Annotated in this window: 13 protein-coding genes and 1 pseudogene; 5 read left to right on the forward strand and 9 right to left on the reverse strand. The window is 34.6% G+C overall.

Annotated features, from left to right (window positions below; translation table 11 throughout):
• Nucleotides 1-781: 781 nt before the first annotated feature.
• From IC221_RS04930 to IC221_RS04940, 3 genes are read right to left on the reverse strand one after another with little or no spacing between them, the layout of a single operon-like run.
• Nucleotides 782-1,291: a hypothetical protein gene (locus IC221_RS04930; RefSeq protein WP_188167902.1), complete on the reverse strand. Its 510-nt coding sequence runs from the start codon at nucleotides 1,289-1,291 to the stop codon at nucleotides 782-784.
• A complete protein-coding gene (locus tag IC221_RS04935) occupies nucleotides 1,291-1,944 on the reverse strand; it encodes a bifunctional 4-hydroxy-2-oxoglutarate aldolase/2-dehydro-3-deoxy-phosphogluconate aldolase (RefSeq protein ID WP_188167903.1) in 654 nt (217 codons plus the stop codon). Before IC221_RS04935 ends, IC221_RS04930 begins: the two co-directional genes overlap by 1 nt.
• A 2-nt stretch (nucleotides 1,945-1,946) precedes the next feature.
• Nucleotides 1,947-2,477 carry a DinB family protein gene (locus IC221_RS04940; protein WP_188167904.1) on the reverse strand — a complete coding sequence of 177 codons (531 nt, stop codon included), beginning with the start codon at nucleotides 2,475-2,477 and terminating at the stop codon, nucleotides 1,947-1,949.
• Nucleotides 2,478-2,704: 227 nt separating this feature from the next.
• On the opposite strand from IC221_RS04940, the gene IC221_RS04945 reads away from it, so the two are divergent.
• Together IC221_RS04945 and IC221_RS04950 are read left to right on the forward strand one after the other, a co-directional pair.
• Nucleotides 2,705-3,535, forward strand: coding sequence for a sulfurtransferase (locus IC221_RS04945; RefSeq protein ID WP_188167905.1), 831 nt, complete (start codon nucleotides 2,705-2,707; stop codon nucleotides 3,533-3,535).
• A 117-nt stretch (nucleotides 3,536-3,652) separates the two neighbouring features.
• The gene (locus tag IC221_RS04950) at nucleotides 3,653-4,588 is read left to right on the forward strand and encodes a CPBP family intramembrane metalloprotease (protein WP_188167906.1); all 936 of its coding nucleotides are present in this window, start codon (nucleotides 3,653-3,655) and stop codon (nucleotides 4,586-4,588) included.
• A gap of 65 nt (nucleotides 4,589-4,653) precedes the next feature.
• On the opposite strand, the gene IC221_RS04955 is transcribed toward IC221_RS04950, so the two are convergent.
• The 5 genes and pseudogenes from IC221_RS04955 to IC221_RS29485 form a co-directional block, all read right to left on the reverse strand.
• The gene (locus tag IC221_RS04955) at nucleotides 4,654-5,031 is read right to left on the reverse strand and encodes a hypothetical protein (protein WP_188167907.1); all 378 of its coding nucleotides are present in this window, start codon (nucleotides 5,029-5,031) and stop codon (nucleotides 4,654-4,656) included.
• A gap of 144 nt (nucleotides 5,032-5,175) precedes the next feature.
• Nucleotides 5,176-5,946, reverse strand: coding sequence for an AraC family transcriptional regulator (locus IC221_RS04960; protein WP_188167908.1), 771 nt, complete (start codon nucleotides 5,944-5,946; stop codon nucleotides 5,176-5,178).
• Between the two features lie 11 nt (nucleotides 5,947-5,957).
• Nucleotides 5,958-6,344 (reverse strand): VOC family protein, encoded by a 387-nt coding sequence (locus tag IC221_RS04965; protein WP_188167909.1) that lies wholly within the window; start codon nucleotides 6,342-6,344, stop codon nucleotides 5,958-5,960.
• Between the two features lie 111 nt (nucleotides 6,345-6,455).
• Nucleotides 6,456-7,820: a DEAD/DEAH box helicase gene (locus IC221_RS04970; RefSeq protein ID WP_367397760.1), complete on the reverse strand. Its 1,365-nt coding sequence runs from the start codon at nucleotides 7,818-7,820 to the stop codon at nucleotides 6,456-6,458.
• Between the two features lie 108 nt (nucleotides 7,821-7,928).
• Nucleotides 7,929-8,516, reverse strand: a pseudogene (locus IC221_RS29485) (histidine phosphatase family protein); the annotation flags it as partial.
• 158 nt (nucleotides 8,517-8,674) lie between these two features.
• Here IC221_RS29485 and IC221_RS29820 point away from each other — a divergent pair.
• Entirely contained in the window at nucleotides 8,675-10,678 is a 2,004-nt protein-coding gene (locus IC221_RS29820; RefSeq protein WP_188167910.1) for an OmpA family protein, read from the forward strand.
• 69 nt (nucleotides 10,679-10,747) lie between these two features.
• Here the strand turns inward: IC221_RS29820 and IC221_RS04980 are convergent, their stop codons facing one another.
• The gene (locus IC221_RS04980) at nucleotides 10,748-11,266 is read right to left on the reverse strand and encodes a hypothetical protein (protein ID WP_188167911.1); all 519 of its coding nucleotides are present in this window, start codon (nucleotides 11,264-11,266) and stop codon (nucleotides 10,748-10,750) included.
• Between the two features lie 538 nt (nucleotides 11,267-11,804).
• Between IC221_RS04980 and IC221_RS04985 the strand changes: the two genes are divergently transcribed.
• Both IC221_RS04985 and IC221_RS04990 read left to right on the forward strand, forming a co-directional pair.
• On the forward strand, nucleotides 11,805-12,893 hold the full coding sequence (locus IC221_RS04985; protein WP_188167912.1) for an efflux RND transporter periplasmic adaptor subunit: 1,089 nt from the start codon (nucleotides 11,805-11,807) through the stop codon (nucleotides 12,891-12,893).
• A 20-nt stretch (nucleotides 12,894-12,913) separates the two neighbouring features.
• Entirely contained in the window at nucleotides 12,914-15,946 is a 3,033-nt protein-coding gene (locus tag IC221_RS04990; RefSeq protein ID WP_188167913.1) for an efflux RND transporter permease subunit, read from the forward strand.

Below are 15,946 nucleotides of genomic sequence, written 5' to 3' on the forward strand. Positions count from 1 at the left end.
AATAGTTATTAGGAATAATTTAAAGGCATTATAAAATTTCACTCAATAACTTTATAAAACAATGTAGCTAATGTGCTGTAAACTACAACTTTTAATTGACCCATTCTGCAAGCATTTATAGGATCTACTTTCAAACTTCCTTCTTCTTCATTTTTGTCTTAACACAAAAACGAAGCAAAAAAGTCAAGGCTTAGAAGTCAAAAGCTAAATTCCATTCCTCTCGCCTAAATGATTTTAAACTCGCTAAAGCTCAAACAAGAAAATCATTTTTAACGGCTCAATACATGAAATTCTTAACGCTTTTCCCTTCAAGGCCGAGGTAATTACTACTAAATGATAGGATCATTACACATAAAAAGGCAAGGGTTTTATAATAATCTTCTAAAATGCAGTGCTGTATGGATATTACATTGTAACATCCTTGCGAAACACAAAATACTACCATATACCCTTCATAAAAAGAGATGCATAATTTAATTTATAGTGTAGTTGCAAAATACCTTAGATCGTAAGAAGTAACTTACCTGTCTTTGTGAAATTATGAAGTGCGAAATTCTTCATTCAAACCATAAATGAAAAAAACATCACTCATGAAGTGATGTTTTTCTATTCCCAATAATTGGGATTCTAACTACTTTTGTAACTTAATAAATGTTTAACAAAATTAGTCAGTAGTATTACGCAACGCAATAACCATTTTTGAGTATTTTTCTGATTTTTCAATCATTTTTATCCCATTAAAAATAGGAAAATGCTAAAAATCAAAGTACTACTTTTCTTACTACATTTTCTTTCCCAAAAATACATTAACGCCTTTTGGCTGAGGATTTCCTGCAATTCTTCTCCAACTGACCACTTGTCCTACATGGGTTAAAGCGTCTGCGATTTGACCATTGATTAAATACCAAAAAGGAAAAGATTGTGTAGCCCCATTGTAATTGTGATTTTCCAAGGATTGAGGATCCATTTTTCTTAAATATTGGCTTAATTCCCAATATAGGTTTAAGGTTTCTTTACGGTAATCTCCAAAACTTGACAATTCTTTTTTAGGAGAAATACTATTGGTCAGAACCTTATGAGCCGCAAAAGCCAGATCATAAATATGTCCAATCAATTCCAACATATTTCGGCTCGACTCAATGGGCCTAAATTCTATTTCGTTTTCAGTAAGGCCTTCTGTTCCCCAATGATACCTAAAACCTAGTCCATCCACCAATCTACTTAAAATAGTAGCTGCATTGGTTACTTCAGGAAGTTTTGGTATTTCATAATACGGAAGTTCATTGTTCATTATTTCAAAATGGTTTTGATCTCTTTTAGCTTTGCATAAAGCTTCTTAAAATGTTCTAATAACTCTGCTTCTTTTCCCTCTTGCATTAGTTGCGGAGTGAATAAAGCACTTCCTCCCATTCCTACTCCATACACTCCTACATTGAAGTATTCAAACAGATTGTCTTGGTTGATTCCTCCCATTGGTAAAAGTGGAACTTCATTTAAGGGGCCTTTGATATCCTTTATGTACTTAGGGCCTAATTGTGAACATGGAAATACTTTGACCGCTTTTGCTCCTAATTGCCATGCTTTATAAATCTCTGAAGGTGTAAATGCACCCGGAAAAATAGGTGTGTTACTTGTTTTACACTTCTCAAATAACTCTTCATTTAAAATAGGAGTTACAATAAAATTGGCTCCAGCATGAATTGCTTTTTGAAGGTCTTGTACTGAACAAACCGTACCCGCTCCAATATTTAGATTTGGGAAATGTTGGATTGCATTATGAATCAATACTTCAGCCTTTGGGGTGTTCATTGTAATTTCTAAAGTGGTAAACCCTGCCTCTTCATACAATGGTAAAATTCTTTTTAATGTTTCCCAATCTACACCTCTCAACACACCCATAATAGGTGCTCTTTCAAAAGCACTTGATGAAAATGTATTTATCATTTTTATTTTGATTCTAAAAGTGGGAAATACCTTTCTTTAATGATATCCATGTGGTGTAATTGATGCCCTGCAATCGTAAAGCCCAAAGCCAACGTTGAGATCTCATTACCGTTAGCAGAACCGGCATGCTGTAACATATCATCTGTAAAGCTTTTGAATAAAGAAATAGTATTTACTCTCAATATTTGGAATTCATTGATCATATCGTCCAACTCTCTATGGTTAGCCATACTTGATATTACGTAATCATCTTCCTCAAAACCCGGCAAATTCGTTTTATCCTCTCTTGCTATTGTCAAAGCTCTGTAGGCCAATATTCTTTCAGTATCAATCATATGCTGCATTAATTCATGCGTTGTCCATTTATTAGGAGCATACACATTCATTTTCAACGCTTTTAAATCAGCCACAAAATCAGCATCAATTTTTACGATCGTTTCTGAAAGTGCATCAATAACTGACAATTTATCATCTACTTTATTAATATACCTATCAAAAAAATTAGGCGTAAAAGGAAGGTCTTTCTTTTTCATAAAAATTATTATTCGGTTATAAAAAATCTACTGAGTTCATATTCCTATAAAAAATTTCAGCAATCTCTAAATTAATGAATTCTTTTAAAATAAGTACTTTGATAAGTAGAATATGGGCTACATAGTTCAACATAGATCACAATCGAAGATTCTTAAGAGGTAAGGTCGTTGTATAAAATGAAATATTATTATCTTCAATCCTAAATTCGTCAATAATCAATTTACAAATGAAAAATCTAATCACACCTCAACAATTATCAGATCAATTAGGAGATAAGGACCTTGTGTTATTGGACGCAAGTCAGGATGGTAAAGCGGCGGGCTTAGCGACTATTTATCCTGATTTAATGATTGGTGGGGCTCGTTTTTTTGATATCAAAAATACCTTTAGCGATACATCAAGTGGATTACCGAATACTTTTCCTTCTGCGACTCACTTTGAAAATGAATGCCAAAAACTTGGAATTAATAAAAATAGTAAAATTGTAGTTTATGATAATATTGGACTTTTTTCGAGTCCTAGAGCCTGGTGGATGTTTAAAGCCATGGGACATAATAACGTAAAAGTGTTGAATGGTGGATTACCTGCATGGTTGAAGGAAGGTTTCGAAACGGTCTCAAAAAATCATAATGCAACATTTCAAAAAGGGGATTTTAAAGCCCATTTTGATCCTAAGAAAATAAAATCTATGGAAGAGGTATTGGAAAATATTACTTCAAAAAAAGAAATCGTTGTAGATGCAAGAGGAAAACAACGGTTTGATGGTACTGTTGACGAACCAAGACCAGGCATGAAGAGTGGACACATTCCCCATGCTGTCAATATTCCCTTTAAAGACTTGCTTATAGAAGGAAAACTAAAGCCAGAGGAGGATTTAGAAACTATTTTTAATGATGTACTTCCTCAAGGTCAAAATTTGATTTTTAGTTGTGGATCAGGTATTACAGCTTGTATTGTACATCTTGCTGCTTCAGAAATTATGGAGGCACCCATGTCTGTTTATGATGGTTCATGGTCTGAATGGGGAAAATCTGAAAACCCTATTGTTAAAAGCTAATCACATTACAAATATATAAAATTCAATACTTTGCTTTCAGTTTTATGTAATAGAGAAGCAAAGTATTGATCTCCCATCTTCTTTTTTCAACTTCTCTGTAGATTTTTTTTTCTGATAATGAAACAACTAATTACTTACTTCAAAGATTTTCATCAAAACCTTTACGGTCCAGTTACTTTCCTGTTAATTGGTCTTTGGGCTGCCTTTCTAATTGGTGTGAACTATTATTTTGACATTGAGGATGGTTACATTGATCACATCAACTCTTTACCACTTAAAGGAGTGGCATTTTTCCTGTATCATTTGGTCGGCTATCTGGGTGTATTAGTTATTATTCATTGGAGTACGGACAGGAAAGTCCTGACGCAAAACAAAGATTTTTGGATCAAGCTCACTTTCGTTTTTATCGTTTTAGCGGCTGCGAGAAGTTTCTTTTTTCATCACTATTTAGTCTCTGGCTTAGATGGCTATACGAAGGTTTACTTTTTTAAGGTATTTTCGAAAGCGAGAAAAGTTATCATTTTTTTTACGGGAGCCATTTTTCTTTATTTCTTCTTTGATAAAAAAGAACTTTCTCACTTTTATGGCTTGTCTTTGAAAGCTAAAAACCTTCGCCCCTATTTTATTCTATTGGCTCTCATTGCTCCATTTATTATAGGAGCTTCTTTTACACCTTCCTTTCAAAAATTTTATCCCTTTGTAAAGTATGCTTACCCTGAGGTAATGGCAAAACTGTATCATTTCCCAAAAGCGCTTTTTATTGTATTTTATGAAATGGTCTACGCTTTAGAGTTTTTTGGCGTAGAATTATTTTTTAGGGGTGTTTTAATTTTTGGATTGACAAAATTCATTGGTAAAGATGTGGTCGTTCCTATGGCCATTACCTATGCAGTTTTTCATTTTGGAAAACCTATGGGCGAAGCAATCAGTTCTATATTTGGTGGGTATATTTTAGGAGTAATTGCCTATTATTCGAAAAGTCTTTGGGGAGGAATTATCATCCATATTGGTATTGCTCTTTTAATGGAGTTTTTTGCTTATATCCAATTATAAAAAATTACCCATGCCTAAGACATGGGTAAATCTTTGTATCTGAATTGCTATGAATTCCAATGTTGTTAATCGTTTGAGACAACTTGTACTCGGATAATTTCGTCATCGATTTCTACTGTGAATCGTGTAAACTCCAATGACAGCTCTTCACAAACGGTTTCTTCCAACTCGGATTTATTTTCCATAGTCACTTCATAACCTCTGTCAATTTCTCTTTTTATTGAAGCAGAACCTACCTTGTTCTCCCAATATTCAATGACAGAAGCAATATAAGCTAGATTAGGTATATCAGACATTTGCTCGAAGATTTCTTCTTCCTCATCATCTGTTTCTGCTTCTGCTAGATCCATTAATAAGTCATAGTGATCTTCATGCAATAAAAACTCATGATTTACCACTTGATCGTTGCTGTTTAGATTTCTTAGTTTTTCTAAAGTTGACATATCTTAATCAGTTTGTTCGCAAGCCAATTTAATAAAAAAAAATTGAGATCGCTTTAACCTAATATTAACTGCCTTTTTTTATCCAATAAAACTACCATCCAATTAAGAATGGTAGTCCAAAAACAACTTCAATCTTGAGTAAATTCATATCATTCTAAAGTTATAGTTGATTATCTGGCTCTTCTGATCTGCTTTTTCAATTACCTTTTTGAAGGACGAAGGAGTGTTTCCAACAAAGAACTTAAACTCTCTTATAAAATGAGCTTGATCGAAATATCCTGAAGATAAACCTATGGCTGTCAATTGATCTTCTTTATCAATGATACTACATAATGCTTTTCTAAACTTTATCAAACGTTCAAACTTCTTGGGAGAAATACCGATCTGATTTGAAAATAATCGATGGAGTGAAGTGTAATTCGTTGCATTAGATTCACAAAAATCCTCAATGGTTTTTATAGGGTCATCTCCTCTAAAATTCCAGTAAAAATCTTTGACTATAGAAGGGGATTTATCCTCCATATATTGTTTAGAGAGCTGAATGATAACCTCTTGTTCTAGTGGAGAGTTTTGTTTAGTGAAAGAAAAATCATAATCAACCACTTTATTAATTATGGCTTTAGAACCCATAGTAAAAAAAGATTGTAAAGCATAGGGATAAAATCTCACACCTAATAATTTAACGCCTTTAGGGTAAAATTGAACAGATGTAGACAAGCTTAACCCTTCAAGATGTGGGGTATTTTTCGGAGAGTTGTTATAATAATACCCTACCTCTGATAAAGGTATAATCAGATTGATATACTGACTTGGAGGGGAGTAGATTTCAACATCATCAGTACTATTTTCCAATACCCAGACTCTTTCTATTAAATCTGAGTATTGAAAAGGTGTATATGATTTTAAATCAATCAAAACTGTTTTTTTTAAGCCATAAGTTCTATCCTATTTCCATCCGGATCCAAAAGTACACTTTCATAATATCCATCACCGGTGAGACGTGGTTCTCCTACAATAACGATTCCTTCTTTTTGAAAAGATGCTGTCATCTGATCTACTTTTTCTTTACTTCCGACATCAAAAGCAAAATGCGTTAAGCCTATTCTTTCTTGCATTTCGGTGGGTAAATCAAGTTGATTGGATTGCATTATCTCAAATCGAGTACTTTCCCCATCCATTGAAAGAAAATATGAAGAAAAACCTTTCTTTGAATTAATGTACTTTTCATTGGCCTTCATTCCAAAGTATTTGACATAAAAGATTTTTAATCTTTCTAAGTCCTCAGTCCAAATGGCAATATGTTCTAATCTCATCTTACTTCTATTAAATGATTAATGTAACAAAAGTAAGTCAATGAAAATGGGTGAAATTGTATATTTTAAACAGTTTAAAAAAAGCCAACCCATTGCTGAGTTGGCTGTTCCTTATTTTTTCTTTTTTCCGGAGCCTATGTAAGCACTGACCTTACCACTTGCTCTTTGTTTGTCGATAGATGCTTTATTTTTCAATCTTCGCTTCTTATCTACTTTATCTTTGTTCTTTTTCTTCTCATGGAAAGCCCCCTGGAAAGTTGGATCTTCTTTTCTTTTTTGAATATCAATTTCCATCGCCATTTCTTTCGCTTCGTCTTTTGGTGTTTCAGCAATTTCAATATCCAAAGGAAGATCTAATTCTGGAATATCTTTCTTGATCAGTTTTTCAATTTTCTTCAAGTGATATTTCTCCGCTTGATTACAGAATGTTAAAGCTATACCTTCATTGTTCGCTCTACCCGTTCTACCTACTCTGTGTACATAATCCTCATACATCACTGGTACATCAAAATTGATCACGTGAGATACCATACTTACATCTAGACCACGTGCGGCAACGTCAGTTGCTACCAAAATACGTACATTTCCTTCTTTAAAGGCTTCAATACTATTAATTCTAGCATTTTGGCCTTTATTGGCGTGAATTACTTTTATTTCACCTTCAACTTTACGCTCCAAATACTTGAAAATGCCATTCGCATGGTCTTTCTTTTTCACAAACACAATGATTCTTGAAAGTTCATCATCCTCATTCAAAAGATATTCCAATAAATTCAGTTTCGTTCTGAAGTTAGGTACGTTATAAACATACTGATCTACCATTTCTGCAGTAGTTGCTTGTGGTGTAATTTCCACTCTTGTAGGGAATTCTAAGAACTCCTCACTCAAACGTACTACAATATCAGGCATTGTGGCAGAGAACAATAAGTTTTGACGTTTACGAGGAATGATTTCCAACATCTGACGGATCTGAGGCATAAATCCCATATCCATAATACGGTCCGCTTCATCCAAGACCATATATTTGATTTGTTTTGTTTTTAATTTTCCTCTTGAATAGATGTCCATGACTCTCCCCGGAGTACCAATTAAAATATCAATTCCTTTTTCAACTTCTTCAATTTGTGTCTTTGGTCCAATACCACCATAAACCACGGCATGACGAAGTCCTGTATATTTACCAAGCTTCTCCACTTCTTTCCCTACTTGAATAGATAGTTCACGAGTAGGCACCAAAATCAAGACTCTAGGGTCATTACCTTGAGCATATTTTGCTTTGAATAATAAAGGCAACAAGTAAGCAGCAGTTTTACCAGTACCTGTTTGAGCAATACCAAAAAGGTCATGACCTGCCAATACTAAAGGAATCGCTTTATCTTGGATAGGTGTAGGCGTTGTATAGCCTTGATCATCACAAGCGTTATAAAGTTGTTTGTTTAACTTGAACTTACGAAACCCTAGTTCTTCATTTCCAATGTTTTTTTTTTCACCCGTTTGTAATTCCAAACCGGGTTTCTGAGGTAAGTGAGTCAACTCTGGATCTCCACCCAAGTGATCCACATTATTGAACTCTATCAGCTTAAACTCACCAGTATATTCGTTGTATTCAAGAGTAGTTACCCCTGTATTCTTAGGAGCATAATTTTTCATTTGGTCGAAGTCCATGTCTAAAAGCAGACATAAGAAAACACGAATGGAACGGCTATGCATACAGATCATTACATTACGTTCATTTTCTTTTTTCATGATCTTCTCCAACCCTTCAGCTTCTCTCCTTAAGACATCAATTAGTGCCTCTCCATTTTTTGGAAAACAATCAAAGTTTCCTTTCTCCCACTCATCAGAAATATCCTGTACGGTCATGCCATCGATCACATGATCATCAATAGAATTTCCTTCGAAATCACCGTAATTCATTTCATCAAACTCCGGCATGATTTCATATTCTAAGCCCGCATCCATAAAGCCTTTTGCAGTCTGATGCGTTCTTTTTAATGAAGTCACATACAGCTTGTCAAAAGGAAAATCCTTGTAAGCATCATATAAAAGTGCTGCTTGCTTTTGACCGTTCTCATTGAGATCAGCGTTAATTTTTCTCCCTTGTACAATTCTTTTTGTATTGTAAGCCGTTTGACCGTGTCTGACTAAATAAATTCTTTTTGAATCACTCATTATGATGTATTAATGTTTTCAAGTGCAAAGTTAAAGGGATAATCAAAAAACAAATAGATTTATTATTAAAAATAAATGAATAAAATGTAATTATTAACGAAATACAGATTTGGAATGGAATAGTGATTCTTTACTAAATGTTGTATAATTGTATTACTATGACATTAAATCAACGAAATTTCATATCATTTCCTTTAACAATTGTCTTTGTTTGGGTATTTTCTCTTTGTTCTAATGCTCAAACAATTTTTTGGGCCGATACGGTCTTTCACTATTCTACACAATACAGTGACGTTGCATTTGGCGCTACACAGGCACTTGGAAAACCCAATGTCCCCAACAATATTCTAAAGAATCCTTTGGCTTGGCTTTCTGATGAAGATGAAAGTGCTGAGATTACCGTTGGTTTCAGTTTACCTATTCCCAACGTCAATCAGATTATTATCGCTGAATCTTTCTATCACAATGCTATTCAAGAAGTTACCATCATTGATGCGAATAACATAGAGTCAATCGTTTACGATCAAGTGCCTTCTTATGTAAAAGATGGTGGAAGTATTTCTAGTTTATTTATTAAGAAAAACTCTGCTGGAATTAAAGCCATACGAATACGATTACAAGCAAAATCATCCATAAGACAATGCGGAATTGATGCAGTTGGGGTCTCTACTTCTTCAAAATCTATAGCTATTTTACCAGAAGTAAGTCAACTTATTGCTCCTACTGTCATGACGTATCAGTTGAACAATACCCTAAATACAGATTATGATGAGTTTACACCAACTCTAGATATAAAAGGACAAAAATTACTGTTTACAAGAAACATTAATGGTAAACCTCTCCTTTTTGAAGCATCATTAGACAGTCAAAATGTATGGAATGCACAACCTGTTCAAATAGATTCTTCCACCAATGTTTTACAACAATACATTACTGCGATAAGCCCTGATGGAATTACAGCACTTTCAGTCATCGATGGTAGTGGTTCTGAATTTCACCTTTCAACCTTGGAACTTTCCGATTCTACTTGGATAGAACAAGAGCAAATCATCATTCCAAATTTCCAACTACTAAAGCAAAAGTCTGATTTCTTTCTGTCTAATAGTAGAAAAGTTATGTTGATGTCTCTTACGGATCATCGTTCTGAAAATGAAAGTAATATTTATGTGAGTTTTAAAGATAAAGATGGCAGGTGGTCGGCTCCTCAAAACCTAGGAAATACCATTAATACGCTTGGAAAAGAGACTTCACCTTTCCTCTCCAGCGATGAAAAAACATTATATTTTGCTTCTACCGGTCATGGTGGTTTTGGAGGAAGTGACCTTTTTGCAGTAAGAAGGATAGATGACACATGGACAAACTGGTCTTCACCTGAAAATCTAGGGTCCTTGATCAATACAAAAAGTGATGAAACAGACCTTTGCGTACCCATTACTGGTGATATAGGCTTTTTTTCCAGAAGAAATACAAAGGGTAATTTTGATATCTATAGTGTAAAACTACCCATTTTGTTACCTCCTGAGCCAGTAGCAGTGATCTCTGGAAAAGTAGTGAACAAAGACAATCAATCTCCTCTGAATGCTAAAATAGTTTACACTGATCTTGAAACGCAACAAGAAGTGGGGACCGTTTATTCTAATGGAACTACTGGTACTTATTATATTACTTTGCCTTTAGGTAAATCATATTCATTCTTGGCTCAATCAAAAGGCTTTCTATCTCAAAGTGAACATATTGACTTAGGAGAACAAAAAAAACAAGTACATGCCATTCAAAACCTTTTGCTTGTTCCCTTAGAAGAAACTGCAACACTTGTTTTGAAAAATATTTTTTACAAGACCAACAGCAGCTATTTAGAAAAAACATCTCATGATGAATTGGATCGTATTGTCGAACTTTTAAAGTCGGAATCGACTATTGAGGAAGTAACGATAACAGGCTATACAGATGACCAAGGGAAAGAAAGTTATAATCAGTGGTTGAGTGAGAAAAGAGCTCAAACTGTTAAAAATTATCTCGTTAAAAAGGGAATAGCGGCCACTAGACTTATTGTGGAAGGAAAAGGGGAAAGTGAACCTGTTGACAGTAATGAAACAGAAGAAGGGAGAAAACAGAACCGACGAGTTGAGTTTAAAATTACAACTTTAGGTGAAGTGTACTAAAAAAGTTGTACTGTCACGCCTAATTCAAAGAATATTAACAGTTCAATACAACTTTTTATTATATATTTCCTATTCAAAAAATAGAACAAACAGTGTCAATACAATTCCTCCGATTGTAAAATACATCCCTTTTTTGAAAATTTTTGTTTTTGGAGCGAACATCCAAAAAGTCGATAACACAAAAAAGAAAAGTGACACGCCGAAGAAGATATTAAGGAAGAACAATGGATCACCTGAAGTTGCTTTGTGCATATGATTCATTTTTTCGATCATATAAGGTTGTTTCTTCAATGTGTATTTAGCTTCACCTGTTTTCACATTATAAGTACCTTGTTTATAATGGTACAAATCCCCTTCTACTTTGCTTACTTTTAACCTTCTTACACCAATTGCCTTTCCGATCTTGTCTTTTTCAAGTCCAGCATCTACAGTTTTTTCAAAATAGTAATCCCTTTTCAAAAAGTCAGTATCCCTAAAAATTAGAATAATTCCACTGAATGAATAGACTGCCATAATACCCGCTAAAAAAAATCCGAGATAACGGTGGATGATTCTCATCCAATAAGCGGTAGTATTTTTCTTTGCCATGCTTAGTTTAAATTAGATTTAGTCTAAATAATTTCATGCAATTATACAAAATAATCAATTCTGAAAAAAGAATAATCTATTACATGCATTTTACCTATGGAATTTCAACTATGAAAACTACTATTTAATATCATTTTTTTATATAAGTACTAAGTCAAAAATAAATGATAACTAATTCTTATTTATTTTTTGGGAGTACAACGCTAAAAAACGTATGAATAGTGGTTCTATTTAGCGTTTTTTAAAGGAAGTAATCGCAAAATAATAAATAGAATTAGTGGTATATAATTTTGTCTTAGTACTTATAACAAATCGAACTTGTTATAACTGTTAGATGAAATGTAACTTTAAATTTGTTACGTATTCAATAATATTACACTGTTATTTTGGTATAGTACTAAAGTAATTATGCCTATACATCACAACTAGATTAGAAATTAAATGATTTATTCTTATTAACAGTATTTATTGATCATTCGTTCGATTTGTAACGTATACACAACCATAATCATTAATACAGATAACTCACTTAATTGATATGAAAAAAAATATTATACATTCACTTTCTTTTCTTTTTGTTTTCTCTCTTCTATTTTCTTGCAATGAACAAGAAGAAAATAAACAAGAAACAATCAGACCGGTAAAAGTAATTACTACGACAACTGCTGATTTTCTTTCTAAGAAAACATTTAGTGCAACCACAAAAGAGACCAAAGAATCTAGTCTTTCATTTAGAGTTGGAGGTCCATTAATCAAGTTAAGTGCTGAAGAAGGACAGCATATTAAAAAAGGAAATTTAATTGCAGAAATTGATCCTAGGGATTTCAGAATAAACGTTCAAGCGAAGAAAGCTCGTTTTATTCAAGCGGAATCTGAAAAGACAAGATATGAAGGTCTTTTGGAAAAAGGATCCATTCCTCAAAACGAATATGATCAGAAATTAGCGGCTTATTTAATTGCAAAATCGGAGTATGAAGATGCTGAAAACGCATTAAAAGATACGAAGCTTTATGCACCATTTGACGCTGTAGTTTCTAAAAAATTGGTTGAAAACTACCAAGAAGTAGCTGCTAAACAACCTATTGCGAGCTTATTGGACTTCTCAGCTATAGAAGTGAAATTTACAATCCCTGAAAGCTTTATCCGTTATTTTGACTATGTAACGAGCTTTAAAGTGAAATTAAATGCTTATCCAGATGTGGAATTTCATGCTACGCTAAAAGAAATTGGTGCTCGTTCTGAAGGTGCTACTGGTTTTCCAGTTTTCTTATACCTTACCACTACAAAAGACATCATAGACAATACTCCAGTGGGTTCAGGTATGGCTTGTCAAGTGACAGTAGAAATGGACCAAAGAAACACCTCAAGAGGTGATGTCATCTTACTTCCAGTCTATTCAGTACTTCAAAAAGGGTCTGACAATAAACCTTCTGTAATGGTTTTTGATCCAGAACATAATGTAGTTAGCAAAAGAAATGTTCGATTGGGACAGTTGGTCAACAAAGACAAAATCCAAATTCTTGGAGGTCTTAAATCAGGTGAATTAGTAGTCGAATATGGTGCCAATCTACTTCAAGATGGTCAAAAAGCGAGAGTACTTGACTTCAATCCAACTGCTTCTAAATAACAATTTCAAAAAACATAGTCATGAGTATTGCAAAGTATTCCATTGAAAATAAAAAAGTAATACACTTCTTTCTTGTTGTGTTGCTTGTTGCGGGTATTCAATCTTTCTTCAGTCTTGGTAAACAAGAAGATGCCCCATTTACCATTAAACAAGTCATCATCACTACTGAATATCCTGGGGCTACTCAGTGGGAAGTTGAAGAATTGGTGACGGAAGTAATTGAAAAAGAACTTCAAAAAGTCGGTTACTTAAAACAAATCAAATCAGAATCCAGAAGAGGATTGTCTCAGATAGATGTAGAGATAGTTCCTAACTTTGAGCCTGATCAGCTCCAACAAAAATGGGATGAAATCAGACGTAGAGTAAGAGACGCAGAAATCAATCTACCAGAAGGTGCTGGTCCTGTAAACATCAATGACAACTTCGGTGACGTGCTGGGAATGTACTATGCACTAAAAGCGGAAAATGGTATTGATCCTGGAACATTGAGAGATTATGCGATTTATATTCAAAAGAGTTTAAAACCTATCAAAGGGGTGGCTAAAGTAGACCTTTACGGTGAACAACAACCCGTAATTGATGTGGAAATCTCTCAAACGAAATTAGCCAACTTAGGTGTAAGTCCTCAAGTAGTTTTTCAAACCATAGAAAATCATAATAAAATAGTTCAAGGTGGTACTTTTAATTCAGGAAGAACTTCTCTAAAAGTAGATGCAACGAACTCTTTCACAAGTATTGAAGACATTCAGGAGTTAATCATAAAAGGTAAAAATGGACAACAGTTCCGTTTGAAAGACATTGCCACAGTAAAACAAGGTTTCCAAGACCCTGCCGATGTACTGATGAGAGTGAGTGGACAACCTGCAATTGGTATTGCAGTCTCGAATGAAGCAGGATTGAACATTGTAGAAACAGGTGAAAAAGTAGATGCAAAACTTCAAGAATTAAAAGGAACAATTCCTGTTGGTTTAGAGCTTGTGGGTATCTACCATGAAGATCAAGTGGCTCAAGAGGCCAATATGGATTTCATTGACAACTTAGTAATGTCAGTAGTTATTGTAGTCTTGATCTTAATGTTTGCGATGGGTGTTCGTCCAAGTTTATTGATCGGTTCAAGTTTGGTGTTTGCCATTGTGACGACACTTGTGTTTATGGAATACATTGGACTGACGCTTAACAGAACAACACTTGCTGCGATTATTATTGCCATGGGTATGTTGGTAGATAATGCCATTGTGGTGGCTGACAATGCTATTAACGCCATGAAAAAAGGAGTGAAGAAAAAAGAAGCCTTAATTAAAGGTGCTTCTATCCCTCAGTGGGGATTATTTGGTGCAACTTTTATCGCTATCTTCTCTTTCCTTCCATTGGCTTTAGCAACGGATGATACTGCAGAGACAATCCAACCTTTATTCTATGTATTGTCGATCTCATTGTTACTGAGCTGGGTATTCGCCCTTACACAAACAGTGGTCTATGGTGATTTCATGTTGAAAGAGCCTAAAGAAACAGGTGATCCTTATGATAATGTGTTTTTTAAATCATTCAAACGTTTAATTGAAAAGTTAATTCAATATAGATGGATGAGTTTAGGAGGTGTGATTGTCGTCTTTGTTGGGTTTGCAATATGGGGTAATTCAGTAAAACAAAGTTTCTTCCCATTTGTATCCAAACCTTTATTCAAAGTAGATTACTGGTTACCAACAGACACTCCTATCGATTTCACTTATGAGGATTCTAAAAAACTGGAAGATTTCTTATTGAGACAAGATGAGGTAGAGAAAGTATCGATCACCATCGGTAGTACTCCTCCAAGATATTACCTCGCTTCAGTGTCATGGAGTAGCACTAGAAACCTTGCTTCTTTCATGGTGGAAGTGAAAGATCCATCGATGTCTAATGAAGTAATGGAAAGAGCGCAGCAATTTGCTCAAGACAGTTTACCACATGCTATTAGCGTATTCCAGTTATTTAAAGCAGCACCAACACCAAAAGCGGATATCGAAGCTTGTTTCACAGGTCCAGATCCAAAAGTGTTGAGAGAATTGGCAGAGGAGGCAAAAAATAGAATCGCTCATGTCAAAACTGCAAAGAATGTTAGAGATAACTGGCGTGAAAAAACTCCGATTTGGAAACCAATTTATTCTGAAGAAAAAGGTAGAAGATTAGGAATTACGAAGGAACATATTGCCACAGCAACTAGAATGTTACGTGAAGGTGTTCAGGTAGGTGAATACAGAGAAAGAGATAAGAGAATGCCGATTCTTGTCAAAGAAAAAACAAGAAAGAATTACGATAACAGTAACCTAGGTACAATGCCCGTTTTCTCTGATGAAGGTAAAATGGTGACACTTGATCAAATCGTAGACGACTATGAATACAAGTACGAGGAGGATTGGGTTTGGAGATTCAACCGTCAAAGAATGATCGCTGTACAATGTGATGTAGTGATGGGATATGAAAGCCCTGAGGTAGAAAATGAGATCGTACCAATCATTGAGGCTATGGAACTTCCTGAAGGATATACACTCTTCTGGGACGGTCTTAAGAGGTACCAACAACAATCCAATGAGGCGATCTCTGCACCACTTCCAATTGCTGCAGTACTGATGCTAGGCGTATTGATTATCCTTTTCAAAGGATTCAGAAAGCCGTTAGCCATCATCGCAATTTTACCATTGATCTGGGTGGGAATCATCTTAGGAATGAAAGTTTTCGGTCAGACTATCGGTTTCATGGCCATCTTAGGTCTACTAGGTCTTGTAGGTATGGTAATTAAAAATGCCATCGTCTTGGTAGAACAAGTAGAGATAGAAATGGAGGCAGGTTTGAATGAATATGATGCCTTAATTATGGCAGCCCTTTCAAGAACAATTCCGGTATCAATGGCAGCTGCAACGACCATTTTAGGTATGGCACCGATCATCACTGATCCATTATTCGGAGGTATGGCTGCCGCAATTATGGGAGGTTTATTTGCCGCAACAATTGCCACACTGGTAGTACTTCCAATTTTCTACGCGATTTTCTTCAACTTAAAAAAGGCTCAATAG

This window comes from Flammeovirga sp. EKP202, from assembly GCF_014534745.1.
Taxonomy (GTDB): domain Bacteria; phylum Bacteroidota; class Bacteroidia; order Cytophagales; family Flammeovirgaceae; genus Flammeovirga.

Coding starts and splice junctions, on each gene's coding strand:
- IC221_RS04930 (WP_188167902.1), bottom strand. CDS start 1,291: ATGAACAATGAACTTCCGTATTATGAAATACCAAAACTTCCTGAAGTA.
- IC221_RS04935 (WP_188167903.1), bottom strand. CDS start 1,944: ATGATAAATACATTTTCATCAAGTGCTTTTGAAAGAGCACCTATTATG.
- IC221_RS04940 (WP_188167904.1), bottom strand. CDS start 2,477: ATGAAAAAGAAAGACCTTCCTTTTACGCCTAATTTTTTTGATAGGTAT.
- IC221_RS04945 (WP_188167905.1), top strand. CDS start 2,705: ATGAAAAATCTAATCACACCTCAACAATTATCAGATCAATTAGGAGAT.
- IC221_RS04950 (WP_188167906.1), top strand. CDS start 3,653: ATGAAACAACTAATTACTTACTTCAAAGATTTTCATCAAAACCTTTAC.
- IC221_RS04955 (WP_188167907.1), bottom strand. CDS start 5,031: ATGTCAACTTTAGAAAAACTAAGAAATCTAAACAGCAACGATCAAGTG.
- IC221_RS04965 (WP_188167909.1), bottom strand. CDS start 6,344: ATGAGATTAGAACATATTGCCATTTGGACTGAGGACTTAGAAAGATTA.
- IC221_RS29820 (WP_188167910.1), top strand. CDS start 8,675: ATGACATTAAATCAACGAAATTTCATATCATTTCCTTTAACAATTGTC.
- IC221_RS04980 (WP_188167911.1), bottom strand. CDS start 11,266: ATGGCAAAGAAAAATACTACCGCTTATTGGATGAGAATCATCCACCGT.
- IC221_RS04985 (WP_188167912.1), top strand. CDS start 11,805: ATGAAAAAAAATATTATACATTCACTTTCTTTTCTTTTTGTTTTCTCT.
- IC221_RS04990 (WP_188167913.1), top strand. CDS start 12,914: ATGAGTATTGCAAAGTATTCCATTGAAAATAAAAAAGTAATACACTTC.